The 19,581-nt window shown below is 50.1% G+C and carries 16 protein-coding genes and 1 tRNA gene; 13 read left to right on the top strand and 4 right to left on the bottom strand.

From position 1 onward, the window contains the following. The first annotated feature begins 170 nt into the window (after window positions 1-170). From KTQ90_RS07615 to KTQ90_RS07585, 7 genes are all read left to right on the top strand, one after another. Entirely contained in the window at window positions 171-563 is a 393-nt protein-coding gene (locus KTQ90_RS07615) for a hypothetical protein (RefSeq protein ID WP_217317883.1), read from the top strand. Between the two features lie 3 nt (window positions 564-566). After that, window positions 567-1,028: a DUF5675 family protein gene (locus KTQ90_RS07610; RefSeq protein WP_217317882.1), complete on the top strand. Its 462-nt coding sequence runs from the start codon at window positions 567-569 to the stop codon at window positions 1,026-1,028. Between the two features lie 20 nt (window positions 1,029-1,048). Next, a complete protein-coding gene (locus tag KTQ90_RS07605) occupies window positions 1,049-1,531 on the top strand; it encodes a hypothetical protein (RefSeq protein WP_217317881.1) in 483 nt (160 codons plus the stop codon). A gap of 5 nt (window positions 1,532-1,536) precedes the next feature. After that, window positions 1,537-2,220, top strand: coding sequence for a hypothetical protein (locus KTQ90_RS07600; protein ID WP_217317880.1), 684 nt, complete (start codon window positions 1,537-1,539; stop codon window positions 2,218-2,220). Between the two features lie 97 nt (window positions 2,221-2,317). Continuing rightward, complete coding sequence (locus tag KTQ90_RS07595; protein WP_217317879.1) at window positions 2,318-2,557, top strand: hypothetical protein; 240 nt, start codon at window positions 2,318-2,320, stop codon at window positions 2,555-2,557. 64 nt (window positions 2,558-2,621) lie between these two features. Then, window positions 2,622-6,938, top strand: a complete 4,317-nt coding sequence (locus KTQ90_RS07590; RefSeq protein ID WP_217317877.1) for a phage tail tape measure protein — start codon at window positions 2,622-2,624, stop codon at window positions 6,936-6,938. A 188-nt stretch (window positions 6,939-7,126) separates the two neighbouring features. Next, complete coding sequence (locus KTQ90_RS07585) at window positions 7,127-8,881, top strand: hypothetical protein (RefSeq protein ID WP_217317876.1); 1,755 nt, start codon at window positions 7,127-7,129, stop codon at window positions 8,879-8,881. On the opposite strand, the gene KTQ90_RS07580 is transcribed toward KTQ90_RS07585, so the two are convergent. The 3 genes from KTQ90_RS07580 to KTQ90_RS07570 all read right to left on the bottom strand — a co-directional run bounded on the left by KTQ90_RS07580 (window position 8,876) and on the right by KTQ90_RS07570 (window position 10,670). After that, entirely contained in the window at window positions 8,876-9,895 is a 1,020-nt protein-coding gene (locus tag KTQ90_RS07580) for a tyrosine-type recombinase/integrase (protein WP_254359562.1), read from the bottom strand. The genes KTQ90_RS07585 and KTQ90_RS07580 overlap by 6 nt on opposite strands. A 279-nt stretch (window positions 9,896-10,174) precedes the next feature. Next, window positions 10,175-10,247: transfer RNA gene (locus KTQ90_RS07575), tRNA-Met, on the bottom strand. 195 nt (window positions 10,248-10,442) lie between these two features. Beyond that, window positions 10,443-10,670, bottom strand: a complete 228-nt coding sequence (locus tag KTQ90_RS07570) for a helicase associated domain-containing protein (protein ID WP_217317872.1) — start codon at window positions 10,668-10,670, stop codon at window positions 10,443-10,445. 275 nt (window positions 10,671-10,945) lie between these two features. Between KTQ90_RS07570 and mnmL the strand changes: the two genes are divergently transcribed. The 5 genes from mnmL to KTQ90_RS07545 all read left to right on the top strand — a co-directional run bounded on the left by mnmL (window position 10,946) and on the right by KTQ90_RS07545 (window position 15,722). Next, window positions 10,946-11,887, top strand: coding sequence for a tRNA modification radical SAM protein MnmL/YtqA (gene mnmL, locus KTQ90_RS07565; protein WP_217317870.1), 942 nt, complete (start codon window positions 10,946-10,948; stop codon window positions 11,885-11,887). 134 nt (window positions 11,888-12,021) lie between these two features. Beyond that, window positions 12,022-13,131 (top strand): TlpA disulfide reductase family protein, encoded by a 1,110-nt coding sequence (locus tag KTQ90_RS07560; RefSeq protein WP_217317869.1) that lies wholly within the window; start codon window positions 12,022-12,024, stop codon window positions 13,129-13,131. 51 nt (window positions 13,132-13,182) lie between these two features. Continuing rightward, complete coding sequence (locus KTQ90_RS07555) at window positions 13,183-14,553, top strand: MATE family efflux transporter (RefSeq protein ID WP_217317867.1); 1,371 nt, start codon at window positions 13,183-13,185, stop codon at window positions 14,551-14,553. Between the two features lie 36 nt (window positions 14,554-14,589). Beyond that, on the top strand, window positions 14,590-15,213 hold the full coding sequence (locus tag KTQ90_RS07550; RefSeq protein ID WP_217317865.1) for a cytidylate kinase-like family protein: 624 nt from the start codon (window positions 14,590-14,592) through the stop codon (window positions 15,211-15,213). Then, complete coding sequence (locus KTQ90_RS07545; protein WP_217317864.1) at window positions 15,210-15,722, top strand: metallophosphoesterase family protein; 513 nt, start codon at window positions 15,210-15,212, stop codon at window positions 15,720-15,722. The genes KTQ90_RS07550 and KTQ90_RS07545 overlap by 4 nt, the downstream gene beginning before the upstream one ends. Before the next feature lie 210 nt (window positions 15,723-15,932). On the opposite strand, the gene KTQ90_RS07540 is transcribed toward KTQ90_RS07545, so the two are convergent. Next, window positions 15,933-17,459: a peptide MFS transporter gene (locus KTQ90_RS07540; RefSeq protein WP_022158758.1), complete on the bottom strand. Its 1,527-nt coding sequence runs from the start codon at window positions 17,457-17,459 to the stop codon at window positions 15,933-15,935. Window positions 17,460-18,035: 576 nt separating this feature from the next. On the opposite strand from KTQ90_RS07540, the gene KTQ90_RS07535 reads away from it, so the two are divergent. Further along, entirely contained in the window at window positions 18,036-19,538 is a 1,503-nt protein-coding gene (locus tag KTQ90_RS07535) for a PepSY domain-containing protein (protein ID WP_217317862.1), read from the top strand. The last annotated feature ends 43 nt before the right edge of the window (window positions 19,539-19,581 follow it).

Below are 19,581 nucleotides of genomic sequence, written 5' to 3'. Positions count from 1 at the left end.
ACGACAAGCCCATTGGCAGAATTAAGTATGCACTAAATTAATTCCGCCAACAGGTTAAATACATCTTAAATCAATATGTCGGTGAAGGACATATAAGCTTTGACTTTACAAAAACGGGTAGTTTTATAGAAATTGTTGATGGTAGTTCTTTCGGTGCAACGCCAGTAATAGTGTTACCGTTTTATTCATCAGACAAGAAACATACGTTCGCAGCCCTAAGTGCAAAAGACGTTAGAGACGTGCTGCCATACTACGGTCAGGATATCATCATTATCAACAGAAGCGGAAAGGCGTTCGATATGATAGGTGGCTATTTGCAAGATAACACCTCCGGTTCACCGCAGAACGTTATATACAACAATACGGCTGTCATATTAACATGTGGCTGCAGCGGCACCATCTCGAAAGTAGAAGCACAGTGGGTAGGCAGAAAGCTATCGGGCTTCAATGGAGTATATGATGTATTGGCAGGTGGCAAGGCAGCCGACGAGGCTACTGACGGAGAAACTACAACGCTGAGTTCTGAAGACGAGCCAACAGAAGTTAACGACTTAAAAACATAAATCATGGAAGTAAAAGTAAAGAGAATAGCACGACGTGACACCTACACTATAGGTAAGATGTACGTCGACGGCGAGTATGTCTGCGACACTCTTGAAGATAAGGACAGAGGACTGACATCTAATATGTCGGTGGCGCAGATATGCGGAGTTAAAATCAAGGGCGAAACCGCAATTCCGACGGGCAGATACCTCGTCGACATGAAGACGGTATCGCCGAGGTTCGGAGGTCGGGCGCAGTATCGTTTCTGCAAGGGCAGACTACCAAGGTTGTGCAATACACCTGGCTACCAAGGTGTGCTGATACACTGCGGCAACACAGCGAAGGACACGGATGGCTGCATCCTTGTCGGAGAAAACAAGGCCGTCGGTAAGGTACTGAACTCAACGGCAACGTTCCGCAAGGTGTTCGCGAAGTTGAAGGCTGCTGACGAAAGAGGAGAACAGATTTGGATAACAATCGAATAACACGGAAAACACAATATAAAATGGCAGGAAATATCACTACAAGTACAGGTAAGGCTTTCGTGGTCGGTACCATGAGCACGGAAGCGCTTACCGCTCTGTTCGATTTACGTTGGATGCTCGTTCTTATCGTCGTTCTTATCGTCGCCGATTTTTGGTTCGGTGTGTCGGAGAGCATTAAAAGGCACGAACACTTCCGCTTTTCGAGAGCTGGGCGCAGAACGTGCAATAAGGCGGTGGACTACGTTACATACCTCATACTCGGCTCCGTGCTCGGCTTGGCTATCTTCGAACCGCTGGGCTGGGCTAACCACGTCACAACGGCGGCTATCGGCTTGGGCTTCGGGTGCATCTGGGAGGTAGATAGTATCGTCGGGCACGTTTGCGCCCTGCATGGCATAAAAAACACATTCTCCGTGAAACGCCTTATCATCGCACTCATCAAGCGGAAGAACGCAGACATCGGCGAGGCGGTTGAGGAAGCAATGGATAACAATAAAAATTAACGAATATGGATATACGAGGAATATTAATGTTACTGAACTGCATCGTCTTAGGAGCGACAATGCTCTTTGTCTTTTACAAGGCTGACAAGCTCGATGTAGTCGATGAAGGCTACGACGAGAACAAGCAAAACCGACAAGGTGCTATCGGATGGTTTATCGCGTCTATATTCGTAGGCGTTCTTGCACTGCCAGTAATGGTGCTGCGTGAGGTGTATCAATGGAAGCGTTACAAGCTACCGAGTATTGAATGGGATGATATATGTCGCTACGGCTTCGCTATTGTCATCGGCTCTATGCTGCACGTGCTCTTGCTTGTTATGACAAGCTGCACAACTCCGAAACCTATTGTGTTAGAGCGAGTGATTAACAAGACGGACACGCTGTATAAGACCAACTACAAAGCCGACACGTTTCGGCTGCACGACTCGGTGTATGTTGAACACTACACTCGTGGCGACACAGTATATAGCCAGAAGAGCGTGTGGCGATGGCGTGACCGCATAAGTGTGAAGACCGACACTATATATAAAGCAATGCTCCAGACCGACACAACACGTCTTCCCATACCAGTGGAGCGTAAGCTATCGACGTGGGAGCGCACGCAGATGCACGTCGGGCAGTTTACTATCGGCGCGGTGGTGCTTGTCGTTCTGTCGCTGTTGTTGTGGCTGATACATCGCCGACGATGATGCTCCATCGCGTATACCAAAATATTTTGGCTCTACACTTTGCAGTCTCAAATATTTTGCGTATATTTGCGGTATAACCAATTAAATCGTCTGCAATATGTTAGCAATACTTATTTTCAGCTGGATAGTATCAGTCCTTTTTGTAGTCTTAGCAGAAAGAAATAACGGCTATTCTTCATCGTTGAGTCACGATGAAAAAATAAAAAGAATAAGAGAAAAAAGGCGCAGAATAGAGCAAGAATCGGCTGAAATTGATGCAAAATGGAGGGAATATAAACTTAAAAGAAAAGAGTTTAATCAATTTTTAAAAGATCTTCATAAAAGCAAACAACAATAATGTATTTTTTCAGGTCTTATATAAGTGCTACTTTTGGTTCACAAACCAAAAGTAGCACTTTTTTATGGCAACAACTCAAACTTTCGAGACCATCGTCACGCTCAATGCACAACAAGCGAAAGACGAGATGGCAGCACTAAAAAAGACCCTCGACGATCTAAAGCAGAAGAAAGCCGAGGCTCTCAAAGATTCCGGCACGTCCGTAAATGATATCAAGCAGATAAACAAAGAGATACGAAAAGCAGAAGATCATGTAAATGCATACAGATCGAAAGTTAGCGACACAATTAATACGCTTCAAAATCTTTCGACGGCTTCTATCGGCGAGATCGAAAAAGTATCGCGTGTGCTCAAGCAGCAGATGAAGTCGGCAACAAATCCTGAGGACTACAAGCGACTTGAAGAACACCTTGAGAGATGCAAGGCACGCATTAACGAACTGAAGCAGCCTATATCGGCTACTCTCAGCCAATACAATACTGCTATAGCTGAAGCAACTCGGCGAGCTGAGAATTTTGAGCAGGAGAATGCTCTTATAGACCGTACTCTAAAAAACATCAGCGGTTCGACTGCGCTTGAATTGCAGACATCGCTTAAACTCGTAAACGAGCAACTCGCCAATACGCATCGAGGCACCGAAGAGTATCGCGAGCTGACAGAAAAGGCGAAATTGCTGAAAAAAGAAATAGCAGCCGTCGGTGCTGAGCAAGATTTGACAAAAAGCAAGTGGTCGAAATTCGTCAATATCTTTAACACCAATTGGGGAGCCATCACTCAAGGTCTTGCAGCTGTCACTGGCTTATCTGCGACTGTACGCGACTGCACCAATAAATACGCCGCGATGAACCAGGAGATGTTCAACGTCACTAAGTATACGGGGCAGGCCATCGGGGAGGTTGAAGAGATGAACGAGAGTTTTAAGAAGATGAACACCCGTACAGCGCGCGGTGAACTGAACAGACTTGCTCAAGATGCAGGTAGGCTTAGCATCACCAATAGAGAAATGGTAGAGGAGTTTGTCGATGGTGGTGACAAAATCAATGTAGCACTTGGCGACGACCTCGGCGATGACGCTGTTGAAAAAATTGGCAAGTTGGCGCAGATGTTTGGCGAGGACAAGACGAAGGGCTTGCGTGGTGCTATGCTTGCCACGGGTTCTGCTGTCAACGATCTTGCGCAGTCGTCTTCAGCTAATGCCGGTTACATCGTTGACTTCACTGCCGACTTGTCTGGTGTTGCCCGTCAGGCAGGCATGACACAAGCGCAAATCATGGGTCTTGCTTCGGCACTCGACCAAAATATGCAAGACGAAGCGACATCTTCTACCGTCTTCTCACAACTTATCACTAAGATGTTCCAGGAGCCGATGAAGTTTGCAAAGTTGGCTGGCGTAGAGGTGAGCACATTCACGACCATGCTGAAGACAGATGCGAATGGCGCATTATTAGAGTTCCTGCAGGCAATGTCTAATCGCGGTGGCTTCGACCAATTGGCACCAATGTTCTCACAAATGGGACTTGAGGGTACGCGTGCTGTGGGCGTTCTATCATCAGTGGCTTCTAATCTTGATCAAGTGCGAGAGGCACAAGCTACAGCTACGCAGTCATACAAAGATGGTACAAGCGTTCTCAATGAGTTCAATGTGCAGAACAACACGGTGCAGGCAGGCCTCGATAAAGCGAAAAAACAATTTGATGACATGTGCATCGAACTCGGCGAAAAACTGATGCCCATTGCTAAATATAGCGTATCTCTGACTTCAATAGGCATAAAAACCTTGTACGTTCTTATAGAATACGTATCAAAACACATCGTTGTTTTGGCTGCACTCGCAACAACCATGCTGTTTTATAACAACGTCCTCACTGTCACAATGATAAAAGAGAAAGCATGGTCGGCGGCACAGAAGGTCGGTAATGCCATAAAGGTCGCTACTGTGGCTACTACAAAACTTCTCAACGCAGCCCTTACCGCCTTACAACTTACCTATACAAGACTAAGGTACGGTGCCGATGCCTACAGACTGGCTATGGAGAAGGCAAAACTTGCGAGTATCACCAACCCATGGGCTGCCCTTGCCATGGTTCTTACCGTTGTTGGTGTTGCTGTGTATTCTGCGGTTAAGGCTTGGCAAGCGCACAAAAAGGCTATACATGACAACCTACAAAGCGTTAAAGAAGCCAACGCAATAAAAAAGCAGCAGGAAGCCATTAACAAGCGAGTAGCAGAGAGCTACATCGACGAGAAGACTCGCGTGCAGCAGCTGACGAAGATCATCCGTTCAAACGCATTCTCTATCGGAGAGCGACGGAGTGCTATTGCCGAACTGCAAAAAATAATTCCGGACTACCATGCTTCAATCTCCAAAGAGGGCAAACTATTTAATGAGAATACAAATGCCATCAATGACTACATCAAAAAGCTTGACCAGGCTGCTATGGCAGAAGCCATCTACGAGCAGAAGAAAGAAATAGCAAAGAAAAGGCTTGAGCTAAAACAGACGGTGAGACGCAAGGTGAATAATATTAAGCATGTTAATGCAGAGATAGGAGCTCACCCCGAAGCATATCGGTCACGAAAAGAATTCTCATCATTCGGTTTTGGTAGTGGACAAGTGACTGAAGGTAATAGACAACTTGCAAACAAACTTATCGAGCGTGCCGCACATGAAAAGGCCCTCAAGGCGGCACAAAGCGAGTTACGTGTCTTGGATGCCCGAGGACGCGAACTTGTCAAGCTCATAAATTCCGACGAGGGCTTACGCAAAGCGTTTGCCGATCTAACCATAAATGGTGGTAGCAACGGCAGTGGTAATGGTGGCACTGGCGGTGGTAATGGTGGCACTGGCGGTGGTAATGGTGGTAATGGCGGTGGCAACAGCAATACCACTAAGACAGACCCAAAGAAAGAGAAGTACGACAAAGAGAGCTCTGCACTCAAGCATACGCTTGACACCGATGAACTGGCTCTCAAGCAGCAGCTCGAACGTAAAGAGATAGATGAAGACGAGTATGCTAAGCGAATGTATGAGAAGAAACAACAGTATTATGTTAAGCTTGTAGACCTCCAAACAAAGTACAACCAGGACACTACACAAACACAGCAATCGATGGTAGATGCAGCTATCGCCGAGAGCAAACGACTTGCTGATGTTCAGGAGCGACAGATGACCGAGAGCCTTGACGCAAAGACGCGTGCATACAACACAGAACAAATGTCTCTTCTCCAGCAACGCACACAAGGGTTGTTGACCGAAAAGGAATATAACGAGAAGCTAAAAGAGGCAGAGATACAATATCATCGAGACCGTCTCGCCATCATTCAGGAGCACGGAGGCGATGAATACGACGAACAGAAGTGGTTACTCGACAAAGAACTGGAGTCCGTACGCCAAAATGAAGAGAATAAGAAGAACGCACAAATGAAGGTACTCGAGGCGCAATATGACAACGCAAACAGTGCGAGTGGCCAAATGGCAGCTGTGCAAGCCATGTACGAACAACAGCTCATTACCTACGAGCAGTACCAGGAGCGCATGACGGAGATAGCGCGAAACAAAGAAGATGCACGCAAGGCTATCATGCAGCAGGCTTTTAGTACGGTTAATACCATGTTGTCGGCTGCGTCATCATACTCGCAAGCGTGCTCGGATCTCGAAACGGCACGCATTAATGCCAACTACGAAAAACAGATAGAAGCAGCTGGCAATAACTCTGAGAAAAAGAAAAGGCTCGAAGAGAAGCGTGACAAAGAACTTGCTGCGGCCAAGAAAAAGGCTAACAAGCGCGCTATGGTGATACAGATAGCTCAAGCAACAGCGCAGACTGCTCAGTCGGCCATCAATGCTTATAGCTCTGCAGCTGCAATACCCATTGTCGGCCATATCCTCGCCCCTATAGCTGCTGCTACTGCCGTTGCTGCAGGTATGCTGCAGATTGCCACTATCAAAAAGCAGCAGCAGGCGCAGGAGGCTGGCTACTACGATGGTGGCTTTACGGGCGGCTCGAGCTATCGACGCAAGGCGGGCATCGTGCACGAGGGCGAGTTCGTAGCTAACCACAATGCGGTGAACAACCCGCAGGTTCTGCCAGCTCTGCAGCTCATCGACGAGGCGCAGCGCAACAATACGGTCGGTTCGCTTACTGCAGCTGACATATCGCGCTCGCTCGGTCAGGGTGGTGCTACGGTGGTGTCTGCGCCATCGGTGACGGTCAACACCGACAACTCAGAGCTGAATGCTACCCTCGGCGAAGCTCGCGATGTTATCGACCAACTATCGCTGGTGCTCGCGCAGGGCATACATGCGGAGTGTTACATCGACGGAGAACTCGGCATCGCCAGGAACCTCGACCGTTACAATAAATTAAAATCGCATACATAACACAAAAGTCTAATATGATACACTGCACTATCAACGGAGAGGTGGGCTACCCGTCCACCTCCGACAAAATAAAGTTAACATATAACAACCCTTATGTTCAGGATTCGGGCGAGTATTCCTACGACATCTCATTCCCGATGTCAATACATCAAAACGCGGTTCTTTTCAAACACATAAACCGCTTCGATGTGAAGAAGCGCATGTCGTCGTTCGATGATTGCAAGATATATGCGGATAATCGGCTCGTCATATCGGGTAAGGGTACTGTCACTTCTATTAGCGATACAACCGTCAAACTTCAAATTGTTGGCGGCAAATCGCGTATCAAGTATAATTCTGCCTTCGAGAAACACTTCATTGACGATATAGACTATTTTGAGGATGATGATACTCTTTTTGGTCTCGATAGCCGATTTGAGAAAACCGTACACCTAAAAGACCGGCCAGGTATGGTTTATATTAACTTAAAAGACAACCCCACGGTTTCATGCTTCTCCGGCGTTTTTAATCCGGTTTGGGACGAAGCGAATAGCCGGTTCGTCAATGACATCTACTATCTTAGACAGGTCTTGGTAGATAAGCATGGCGCATATCTTAATAGTGGCAATCCTACAACGTATGTTGAAATGGTGCGCCTGGCTATACAACCACGCCTGCAATATGTACTGGAGACGGTCTTGAAGCATGAGGGCTATGGGGACTATACATTTAATTTTGATAGGTCGTATTTTAGCAGGATGTTTATCGTCAATGCGCACCCGACATTTAAGGTTAGAGAAGCCTTGCCGCACTGGTCGGTTTATACCTTCTTGGAGGAACTTAGCAAACTGTTGAATGTTAGATTTCTGTTCAATGAGACAGACAAGTCTGTTAATGTCGTACCTGTAGAAAAACTTTATTCCTCCGCAGCTGTCGCTTACGAATGCCTCGATGAGTACACTTGCGAGTTCGACGATGATGGCGCAAATCTGCTTGATGCCTCGAATATTGAATACAAGTTTGATGATACCACAAGTCGCTCTTGGCGCGATAGTATACCACTTAACGTGCAGCATATATACGCAACGAAGTATTATAAAAATCGTGACGAAATGGGGGCGGCGTTAAAGCTCATGCCATTAAAAGAACAACGACAAACGATTTTTGCCGCACAAGCCGATGGTTACTTCGTTTATGCAAAATGGCCCAACAAATGGAATTCTGACAAACTAACAGAGTCGCTCGTACCATGCGGCTTTTTCAGCCCGATAGTACGCGATGCAGATTCTACAGACTCCATTGAGATTAAAATAGCACCAGCAAGCATTAGCCGAAGGAAACGGTCGCACAAAACAGATGTCGTAGATGGTAATCATTATGTGGTATGTCCGTCGGCAACCGATGACTATACAGGGCCGTCTGGCTCGTATGAAGACGAAGGTGGAGAGCCTTATTCTTCAGTACAAGAAGCCATTGAAGGCGGTGCGACCGAAGATACGCAAGAAGAGAACAGCGTAGAGTCAGATAAGACCATGAGTGTCTTTTTTACGAGTTCGGAGAAATTCTATATGATGGAAGGCAAAGGCTCGTATTACGAGGACATCAAGGTGCCGGGTGGTCTTATGCCCGTCGATATGAATTTGTATTGCCATTTCCCCGTTTCATTTGTCGATCATCGTGCATATCCAGACTGGACTGGGACGAAGGAGACGGCATCGATGGATCTGCATCAGCTTCACCATTTGCAGTATTCGTCGCCAGACGACTTGAGAAAAGATGCCTCTCACCCAGATATAGACACGCACAACCTGCGCTGCATCAAGTTTCTGACAGACGATATTCCCGATCCTTCGAAAATATACATCTTTCACAATCGACGTTTCGTCTGTCAGAAAATAGAAGTGGAGATCGTTGATGGTTGCGTCAGCCAAATAAAGACCGGCTACTTCTACGAGATACTATAAGTCGCCAACAAAGTGCTTTGTACTCTCGTGCGCCACCTTCGGACTCTTCAGATACCTATTGGTAACAGATATGTCCGAGTGTCGCGCTTGGTCGCGAGCTACGACAATGCCTTCGGCGTTGGCGAGGTCGCGAATTCCGGAGTCCTTCAGGCTATAGAACTGGTATGTGTCGGGGAAGCAGAGAGCTTTCCGGACACGTACCCATTCTTGCCTAAAGCGGTTCACCGCTATCTGCTCACTGCCCGGACGTATGTGCTTGCCAAAGAGATAGTCTTGTGACGGGTGGCTGAACACGCCCTGCTCGATCATCACCTTCAGTAATGTGTCGTTGAGTGCTACCGCCTGCTCCTTACCGTTCTTCGACACCTCTGCAGGTATCGTTATGCACTGCTCCTTTATTGAGATGTCGCCTATTTTGATGTGACGCAGTTCTTCCGGTCTGATAAAGGTGTAATACTCCATCAGGCAAGCAAGGTAGAACGCCGGACGCTTCTCCTTTGTGTACTCCTTCAATCTCCGCAGATCCTCGGGCTTGATGCTGTCGCGGAACTTCTCGGTCTCCTTCATCATCTTGATACTCTCAACGAAATTTTCAGTGATGTACTGCCTATCCACAAGCCACGTGGCGAAGGTCGATAGCCATGTGCGATAGTTGTTGCGAGTCGTGGCAGACCGCTCCTTGTCGAACACAATGTAGTCAAGAAAATCAATGACAAGGAGTCGGTCAAACTGGTGTACGTACTTTATGCAGGTCTTTGCCTCGTCGATGTAGGAGAGCAATACCGCCAAACGGCTGCGATAATCAGTAGCCGTCTTCGACTTTATCATACTCTTCTTCTCAGCCACCTTCAGATAATCGGTGTAGCGCTTCACCACGGCTTCCCATGTTGTGTAGCTACGTGCCTTATCATTATTGACAAATGGGTTCCAGCCGGCTGTGAGCTGCTGTGTGAGGTTAGTGATGAGCACGGTGGCGATGTGCTTACGCTCCTTTGGCTTGTAGCCATCGAGCATGTATTTCTTGCGGCGGAGCCCGTCAATAATGGGGTCATAAGCATAAAAGTCTACATACCAGTGTTTGCCAGTATGTAACCGCGGAAGAGTATATCCTACTATATCTCTTACAGATAAAAGTTTTTTCGCAGAAGTGTACATTTTTTTTACATTGTTCGCCAGATGGCAACCAATGCTATTAAACAATCAGCGTCCGAGCTACCGTCCGAGTCTCCGCAACGCCCATAAACGAATTATGGTCGAAGTCCCTTTGTATAAAGGAATTTCGACCACTTGTAGTTGCGGAGGCAGGACTCGAACATGCGACCTCCAGGTTATGAGCCTGGCGAGCTACCAACTGCTCCACTCCGCGATATTAACCATCTCAATCAGATTAACAATAGAAGTATTTCTGAATTGCGAGTGCAAAGGTATGACTTTTTATTGAAACCTCCAAATGTTTTTGCGATTATTTTTCGAAAATGATGCAAAAAGGCTAAAAAACAATTCTGAAAAGCTAAAAAGCGATGCAGGAAAGGCTAAAAAGCGATGCGGAAAGCCTTGAAAATTATATTTCGAGAATCTTCTTGTGGCGCAGTTCGTTCAGTTGATGCAGCAGTTTTAGGCGTTCTTCGGTGAGCTGTCCTGCCTTGAATAGCTTTTTGTTATATTTCCACCAGTTGAGCAATGCGCGGTTTTCTGTACGTTTCTTGTCGGGGAGCTGGTGGTGCTCCTCAAGATAAATACGGAGTTCATTGTAATGGACTAACCATTTTACATCGTGTTTCGTTCTCATAATAATCAGTGTTTGATGTCAAAACTCAGAGGTTGGAAGTTTAGACAGGTCTAGTTTTTTATTTAATAATGTGAAAGACTGACTGAAACAGTCATGGTGCAAACAGAGAATTAGAGGTTGTAAAAGTACAAAAAATGTGTGAATAATGCAAAACAATTACACAAAAATAATCGTGATGTAAGTAATTTCGAGTAACTTTGCATAGAATTGGTGGGGTAAAACTACACCATGCCAATTAAAAGCACAAGAAACTTGCAATAATTCGATAAACCACAATGACAAATCAATATAAAGACAAACCATACAACGACTACGGACAGTGGATACGTCAGCGTTTTCCGTTCCGTGTGCAGAAGATCTCGGTGGACGCCGGCTTCTCCTGCCCGAACAGAGACGGCACGATATCGCACGGCGGTTGCATCTTCTGCGACAACCGCACGTTCAATCCGTCGTATTGCCAGCCGTCGAAGTCGATTGCGCAGCAAATGGAGGAGGGGAAGGCGTTCTTCCGTCGCAAGTATCCCGACATGAAATACCTTGCCTATTTTCAGGCGTACAGCAACACCTACGCACCTCTCGACGTGCTGAAGCGCCGCTACGAGGAGGCATTGGCTGTTGAGGACGTGGTTGGACTGGTGATTGGCACCCGTCCCGACTGCATAAGCCCTGAGTTGCTCGACTATCTGGAGGAGCTGAATCGCCGCACGTTCCTCATCGTGGAGTACGGCATAGAGTCGGTGAACGACGACACGCTGCGCCACATCAACCGCGGGCACGACTTCGAGTGCAGTCGTAGAGCCATTGAACTGACGCACGACCGCGGCATACTCACCGGCGGACATATCATCCTCGGACTGCCCGGCGAGGACCGTGAGGAGAACATACGCCAAGCCTCGATAGTGTCTGATCTGAAGCTCGACATACTGAAGATACACCAGTTGCAGATTATCCGCGGCACGCAACTTGCCGACGAATACACGCAGCAGCCTTTCAAACTCTTCACGCCCGACGAGTATATCGACACCTGCATAGCCTACCTCGAGCGTCTGCGCAGCGACATCATCGTGGAGCGCTTCGTGAGCCAGTCGCCAGCCGACATGCTTATAGCGCCGAAGTGGGGGATAAAGAACCACGAGTTCACTAACCGCCTCGTGAACAGAATGAAAGAACTCGACACGTGGCAGGGAGCTTTTAAAAGTAAAAAAGTAAAAGAGTAAAAAGGTATTGTCGTAGGACAACACATCGGCGAAGAAAGAAAAAATGCAGAGTAAAATATTTGTCGTTACAACATAAAATAAGTACATTTGCAACAATTATATAATAATAAAAACGCATAATAATTAATACACACATGAGATCAATCCTGTCAACACTCGCATTCGCTGTCATCACCCTGACAGCCTGCGCACAGTCAACCCCCAGTACAGAGTACAGCATCAAGGGCACATGCCCCGAAGGTGTCAGTAAAGTATATGTAATGGACGTTAACGGCAGTCGCCCGGCGCCCATAGACAGCGCCACCGTGAAAGACGGCAAGTTTGCGCTGAAGGGCAACGCCGAGAAGGACGCTCTGCTCGGACTCACCATCACCAAGCAAGACTACTGCGCCTTCATCAACGACGGCACACCACTCGTAGCCGACCTTGCTAAGAAGCTGCTCACCGGTTCTGAGCAGAACACGAAGCTCAACGCCTACGACCGCGAGATAGACGCCATCAGCAGCGAGGCTCAGGCGCTCTACGCCCAGTTTACGAAGGCACAGCAGAGCGGCATGAGCGAAGCCGAGTTGCAGAAGCTCGCCGACGAGCTTGGTCCGAAGCTGAACGACATCTCTGAGCGCGCATCGCTCCGTTGCCTCGAGATTATCAAGGAGAACAAGGACAACCTCATCCCCGTAGCGTTCGTCGGCAACGTGATGTACTACGTAGAGTATCCCGAACTGAAGGAGATACTCAACGACAAGTACGCCTACACCAAGCACCCAGCGCTTGCCCCCGCACGCCAGTATCTCGCCATGCTTGCCAAGAAGGCAGCCATCATCGGCAAGCCCTTCACCGACCTCACCGAGAACGATGTGAACGGCAAACCGCACAAACTCTCAGAGTATTGCGGCAAGGGCAACTACGTGCTCATCGACTTCTGGGCTTCATGGTGCGGTCCGTGCCGTGCTGAGATGCCGCACGTGAAGGCAGCCTACGAGAAGTACAAGTCGAAGGGCTTCAACGTCGTTGGCCTTTCGTTCGACAACAAGCTCGAGAACTGGAAGAAGGCAATCGCCGACATGCAGCTCGACTGGGTTCACCTCTCCGACCTTAAGGGCTGGCAGAGCAAGGCAGGTCAGGTATACGGCATACGCGCCATCCCTGCGAGCTACCTCGTCGACCCTACGGGCAAGATCATCGCAGCCGACCTCAGAGGCGAACAGCTTGAGGCTAAGCTGAAGGAGATTTACGGAGAGTAAGAAAAGAGTAGTGAACAAACAGAAACACCCCTCACATCACAATAGGTTTTTATGGATAACAGCAAACAGGCTACTCTTGAGCTGGGCACAAAGCCCGTGGGCAAGCTGCTGATGCAGTACGCTCTGCCCGCCATCGCTGCCATGACGGCAGCGTCGCTCTACAACATGACAGACAGTATATTCATCGGACAAGGCTGCGGTGCACTCGCCATCAGCGGCCTTGCCGTTACATTCCCCCTGCAGAACCTCGCGGCGGCGTTCGGAGCCGGTGTGGGCGTAGGTGCCTCTACGTGCATATCGGTGAAGCTGGGACAGAAAGATTACACCACAGCCGAGCGTGTGTTCGGCAATGCGTTCACGCTTAACGTCATCATCGGCGTTGCGTTCAGCATCATATCGCTCCTCTTCCTCAACCCTATATTGCGCTTCTTCGGCGCCAGCGACGCCACGTTGCCCTACGCACGCGAGTATATGGTCATCACACTCGCCGGCAACGCCATCTCTCACATGTTCTTCGGACTGAACGCCATACTGCGTGCGGCGTCCAAGCCACGCTCTGCTATGATGGCGTCGATAATGACGGTGGTGCTCAACGCCATCCTCTCGCCGATATTCATCTGGCCGCTGCACATGGGTATAGGCGGAGCCGCCCTTGCCACAATCATTGCGCAAGCCACGGTGCTCTGCTGGCAGCTTAGGATATTCAGCAATCCGCAGTGCATCGTCCACTTCAAGCGCGGCATCTACCGCCCCGTGTCGCACATCATCAAGAACATCATAGCCATAGGCATATCGCCGTTCGCCATGAACGCCTGCTCGTGCATCGTCATCATCTTCATCAACAAGGCGCTCACCTTCCACGGCGGCGACCTCGCTGTAGGAGCGTTCGGCATCACTAACAAGATATCGTTCATCTTCATCATGATAAACATGGGCATGAACCAAGGCATGTTCCCTATTGCGGGCTACAACTACGGCGCACGCAACTACGACCGTCTGCTGCGCGTGCTGAAGTGCACCATGACCGGCGCCGTGCTCATCACCACCGTGGGCTGGATAATAGCCCAGTCGATGCCCTATGAGTGCGCACGTCTGTTCACTTCCGACCAGACGCTCATCAGCATCTCCGAGCGCGCCATCACCCTCACCATGATCACCTTCCCATTGGTAGGCGCACAGATGGCGAGTACGGGCTTCTTCCAGAGCATTGGCAAGGCGAAGATAAGCATGCTGCTCTCGCTCTCACGCCAGCTTCTGTTCTTCCTGCCGGCGCTGCTCGTTCTGCCCAACTTCTACCAGACCGACGGCGTGTGGCTCGCGCAGCCTATCAGCGACGTCATCTCGTTCGTTGTGGCAATAGTGCTGCTCACGAAGTACATAAAGAAGTTCAAGACGGCGCAGCCCGACGAGTGTACCATTTAACCTAAAGCCACATTCATCAACTAAAGACATAAAGATATGAACAACGATAAACTGATAATCAGCGTCGGTCGCCAGCTTGGCAGCGGCGGCAGAACGATAGCGAAGATGCTCGCCGACGAGTTCGGCTGCAAGTTCTACGACCGCGAGGTGCTCAGCCTTGCAGCCAAGGAGAGCGGCTTCAGCCCCGAGTTCTTCGAGAAGAACGACGAGCGCAAAGGCTTCCTCGACCAGATATTCCACATGCACGTGCCGTTCATCTCCGACTCGTCGTTCTACGACAACGGACTCTCGCAGGAGAATCTGTTCCGCATACAGAGCGACGCCATACGCAAGGCAGCCGAAGAGTCGTCGTGCGTGTTCGTGGGCCGCTGCGCCGACTATGTGCTGCGCGACAACCCGAACATGGTGACGGTGTTTATCACCGCCGACCTCGACGACCGCATCAGCAACATCTGCAAGCGTCGCAACTGCTCGGCTGAGGAGGCGCGCAAGCTGATAGAGGACAAGGAGAGCACGCGTTCGTCATACTACAACTACTACTCGGGCAAGACATGGGGCGCCAGCGCCAGCTACGACCTCTGCGTCAATGCGTCGCGCCTCGGAGCCGAAGGCACGAAGGAGTTCATTGCCGAATTCATAAGAAGGAGAATGAAACGATGAAGAAGATAGGTATAATCAGCGACACCCACTCTTACTGGGACGACCGCTATCTGAAGTATTTCGAGCCGTGCGACGAGATATGGCATTGCGGCGACATCTGCTCTACGGTGCTTGCGGAGCGCTTGGCAGAGTTTCGCCCGCTGCGTGCCGTCTGCGGCAACTGCGACGGCGGTGATCTGCGCCTTATGTACCCCGAGGTGTTGCGCTTCAAGTGCGAGGAGCTGGAGGTGCTGATGAAGCACATCGGCGGCTATCCTGGCAAGTACGACCCGAGTATACGCCGGCAGATTATGGAGCGCCCGCCGAAACTCTTCATCAGCGGACACTCGCACATACTGAAGATAAAGAACGACCCGCTGCTCGGACTGCTGCATATCAACCCCGGAGCCGCCGGACTGCAAGGCTGGCAGACCGAACGCACCCTCGTCCGACTCACCATCGACGGCGCAACAATGAAAGATTGCGAAGTGATTACGCTGGCTACGCCGGGAAGGCACAGCGCTTTATAATATAAGGTATAAATACAGAAAATCGCCCACAAGCTCAATCAAGCTTGTGGGCGATTTTTTCAGGGGGTGCAGTTGTCTCAACTGCACCAACAAGGTAGAATGCACAATTATATCAATTGCAACAAGGTAGAATGCACAATTATATCAATTGGTGCAGTTCTTGCTCTGGCAAGCGGCAAAGCCGAGCGGAGACAACTGCACCCCCTGATATTAGCTAACCTTGTTCAGCTTCTTGATAATAGAGAAGATGAAGAGGGCAGAGACGAGGCAGATGCCAGCGAGAACACCCCAGATAGTAACGAGGTTGAAGTTCTTGCCCCACATGATGCCCGGCACCATAACGAGCTGGTTGCCGATAGCTGTAGCGCCGAACCAGAGACCCATCATAAGACCTGCATACTTCGGAGGAGCCACCTTAGTTACGAACGAGATGCCGATCGGCGAGAGCAGAAGCTCTGCGAAGGTGAGGATGAGGTATGTAGAGATGAGGAGGTTTGCGCTTACGCGTGTGCCTTCAGTAGCCGGGTCGCCCTGTGTGAGTGGCAACTCAAGACCCATAGAGCCTACAGCCATCCATACGAAGCCGAGAGCTGCAACGAGCATACCCAGACCGATCTTCTCGGGCGATGTCGGCTCCTTGCCGATCTTGTTGAGCCAAGAGAAGAGAGCCACGCTCACCGGTGTCAGCGCTACAACGTAGCACGGGTTGAACTGCTGGAAGATAGGAGCCTCTACCGCTACAGCGCCCTCAAGGTTGTTGTACTTGTAGAAGAGGAACGCGATGGCTGCAACGATTACGCCGAACGAGATGCCCTTGCCCTTGCCGGTCTTGCTCTGAGCGAGACCGAAGCTGCCGTATACCACGAAGATGCAAGCCACGAGGTTCGTCACGTCGAACGCCATCGACTGCAGACCCTCAGAAGTCTTCTGCGTGAAGTCGCGGGCGAAGAGTGTCAGCGTGTTGCCGTTCTGGTGGAACGCCATCCAGAAGAAGATAACCACGGCGAACACGAGGCAGAGGCACACGATGCGCTCCTTTGTCTCAGCCGGCGAAAGCTCGTTCACCTCCTTAGCCGGAGTCTTGTCATCATTCTTCTTTGTCTCAGAAGCCAGCACGTGCTTGTATGTGAAGCTGAAGATATAGTAGATGGCGATACTAACGATGAGCGATACGCAAGCCACGGCGAACGCGAAGTGGTAAGAGTCTTCCACAGATACGTGCATAGTATCCTGCGCCCACTTCATAATCTTGATGGCAGCGGTAGGAGCGAACATGGCGCCGATGTTGATAGCCATGTAGAAGAGCGAGAAGCCCGAGTCGCGGTTCTGCGAATACTTCGGCTCGTCGTACAGACGGCCTACCATAACCTGCAGGTTGCCCTTGAACAGACCGGTTCCGAGAGCGATGAGGATGAGCGAAGCGCCCATTGCAGCGATGGCAACGGTGTCCTTGCCAAGAGGCAGCGAGAGCACGAGATAGCCGATGAACATGATGAAGATACCGGTGGTAACCATACGTCCAAAGCCAAACTTGTCGGCTGCGATACCGCCGATGATGGGGAGGAAGTAAACCATCATCAGGAAGGTTGAATAGATAGTACTTGCCAATCCGGTTTGGAAACCGAAGTTAGCCTGCAAATAGAGTAAGAACACAGCAAGCATGGTGTAATAGCCGAAGCGCTCACCAGTGTTTGCCAAGGCTAATGCCCACAGACCTTTTGGTTGATTTTCAAACATAAATAATTGAGTTTTTATTGATTAAGTTATTATTTCATAGCATTGGTTTCACAATTTACAAATTTAAGAAGAATAATTCTATCAACCAAATGTATGTAACATTTTCGTAACAAAATATGGCAATTATTCAGTTGTGGAGGCTTTCATGGGGCTATATGGAAGGCTTTCGGACGATATGTAGCCGTCGTTGTGCGTCGGGCGGCGAACGGAATCCGATCGGACGGCGGACGGAATCCGATTGGGCGGCGAACGGAATCTGATCGGACGGCGGACGGAATCCGATCGGGCGGCGGACGGAATCTGATCGGACGGCGAACGGAATCTGATCGGACGGCGGACGCGAACGGTGAGAAAAGTTGAAGAATCATAACAAATAGGGATTGCACAAACAAGACTTTCTTCTTAACTTTGCAGACTAAAACATTGGAACACTTGCTTAGGGGGTGCAGTTGTCTCAACTGCACTAACAATGTAGAATGCACAATTATATTAATTGGTGCAGTTGAGACAACTGCACCCCCTAACTGCACCCCCTAACTGCACCCCCTGCACATCACATTATAAAGACAAAACAATATGAACAAACGAAAACTCATACAACACCACAAATGGCTGGGACTTGTGCTCAGCTTCTTCCTGCTGATGTTCTGCGTCTCGGGCATCCTGCTCAACCACCGCCAGCTTATCAGCGACATCAACGTGCCGCGCACGCTGCTGCCCCAGCGCTACGAGTACAGCCAATGGAACGGCGGACTGCTGCGCGGCACGCTGCCTGTCGACTCACACATATTAATATATGGTGCGTCGGGCGTGTTCCTCACCGATTCGACCGCTGCGCACATAGCCGACTTCAACGAAGGACTGCCAACGGGTGCCGACTACCGTCAGATACGCAACGTGGTGAGCGTCGGCAACTCGACAAAACAGCTCTTTGCCGTATCGCAGTTGGCGCTCTACCGTTTCGGAGCGCACGGCAAGTGGCACACCGAAGCGCTGCCCTTAGCCGACTCCGACGAACTGCTTACTGACATCGCTGCCCACGGCGACACGCTCGTAGTGCTGAGCCGTTCGCATGCCTACATCGCCGTGGCGCCCTACACGCAGTTTCGCCGCATCGACCTGCCTGCGCCGCCCGACTATAAAGACCGCACTACGGCGTTCCGCACGGTGTGGCTGCTGCACAGCGGCGAACTGTTCGGCACCGTTGGTCGGCTCGTCGTCGATGCTGTTGCCGTGGTGCTCATCGTGCTTATCGTTACGGGCTTCGCCTTCTTCTGTCTGCGCAAGACGAAACGCCGCTGGCAGAGCAAGGGCAGCACAATGAAGCACACGCTGCGCTGGCATAACCTCGTGGGGCGCAAGACTATTGTCGCCACAATATTAATATGTGCTACGGGCTGGTGTCTGCGCCCGCCGGTGATGGTGGCGCTCGCCCTGACGAAGGTGCCGACGCTGCCGTTCACAACGCTGAAAAGTAACAACCCGTGGCACGACAAACTGCGCCTCGTGCGCTACGACAGTAGGGTAGGCGACTGGCTGCTGTCCGCCTCCGAGGGATATTTCTCGTTGGGCAGCGACATCAGTAAGCCGCGTCCGACGCGCATCATGGACGCTCCGCCGCAGAATGTGATGGGGCTGAACGTGTGGCAGCAGCGCGAGGACGGCACGTGGCTCTGCGGTTCGTTCGGCGGAATGTGCGTCTGGAACCGCCGCACGGGTATGGCTACCGACTATTTCACGGGCAGACCGGTGCCGAAGAAACCGGGTCCGCCGCTCGGCAAGAAGGCGATAAGCGGCTACAGCGCCGACTTCCGTGTCAACGCCGCCGAGCAGAAAGGTACGAATGGTACGGATACAAAAAAATCAGTCACAGAGGTTGTGACTGATTACTATGATGGAACCACGAAGATTGTGCAGCCCGAAAGTCTGCGCCGCCTGCCCATGTCGCTGTGGAACGTGGCGCTCGAAGTGCACACCTGCAGAATATACATGCACAACACCGCAACATACATCTTCATATTCTTCTTCGGAATAGCGGTTGTGTGGTGTTTGTGGACCGGATTGAAGTTAAAGAAGTAACTTCAGGGGGTGCACTTGTCTCAAGTGCACCAACGTTTTATCG

It is taken from the genome of Leyella stercorea (assembly GCF_019052365.1).
In the GTDB taxonomy this organism is placed as follows: domain Bacteria; phylum Bacteroidota; class Bacteroidia; order Bacteroidales; family Bacteroidaceae; genus Prevotella.
This window is presented reverse-complemented; position numbering and strand designations above follow the sequence as displayed.

Bases quoted from the DNA above. Each gene is read 5' to 3' on its own strand.
- KTQ90_RS07600 (WP_217317880.1), top strand. From the start codon at position 1,537: ATGGATATACGAGGAATATTAATGTTACTGAACTGCATCGTCTTAGGA.
- KTQ90_RS07605 (WP_217317881.1), top strand. From the start codon at position 1,049: ATGGCAGGAAATATCACTACAAGTACAGGTAAGGCTTTCGTGGTCGGT.
- KTQ90_RS07590 (WP_217317877.1), top strand. From the start codon at position 2,622: ATGGCAACAACTCAAACTTTCGAGACCATCGTCACGCTCAATGCACAA.
- KTQ90_RS07560 (WP_217317869.1), top strand. From the start codon at position 12,022: ATGAGATCAATCCTGTCAACACTCGCATTCGCTGTCATCACCCTGACA.
- KTQ90_RS07570 (WP_217317872.1), bottom strand. From the start codon at position 10,670: ATGAGAACGAAACACGATGTAAAATGGTTAGTCCATTACAATGAACTC.
- KTQ90_RS07580 (WP_254359562.1), bottom strand. From the start codon at position 9,895: ATGCTCGATGGCTACAAGCCAAAGGAGCGTAAGCACATCGCCACCGTG.
- KTQ90_RS07610 (WP_217317882.1), top strand. From the start codon at position 567: ATGGAAGTAAAAGTAAAGAGAATAGCACGACGTGACACCTACACTATA.
- KTQ90_RS07545 (WP_217317864.1), top strand. From the start codon at position 15,210: ATGAAGAAGATAGGTATAATCAGCGACACCCACTCTTACTGGGACGAC.
- mnmL (WP_217317870.1), top strand. From the start codon at position 10,946: ATGACAAATCAATATAAAGACAAACCATACAACGACTACGGACAGTGG.
- KTQ90_RS07535 (WP_217317862.1), top strand. From the start codon at position 18,036: ATGAACAAACGAAAACTCATACAACACCACAAATGGCTGGGACTTGTG.
- KTQ90_RS07555 (WP_217317867.1), top strand. From the start codon at position 13,183: ATGGATAACAGCAAACAGGCTACTCTTGAGCTGGGCACAAAGCCCGTG.
- KTQ90_RS07595 (WP_217317879.1), top strand. From the start codon at position 2,318: ATGTTAGCAATACTTATTTTCAGCTGGATAGTATCAGTCCTTTTTGTA.
- KTQ90_RS07540 (WP_022158758.1), bottom strand. From the start codon at position 17,459: ATGTTTGAAAATCAACCAAAAGGTCTGTGGGCATTAGCCTTGGCAAAC.
- KTQ90_RS07550 (WP_217317865.1), top strand. From the start codon at position 14,590: ATGAACAACGATAAACTGATAATCAGCGTCGGTCGCCAGCTTGGCAGC.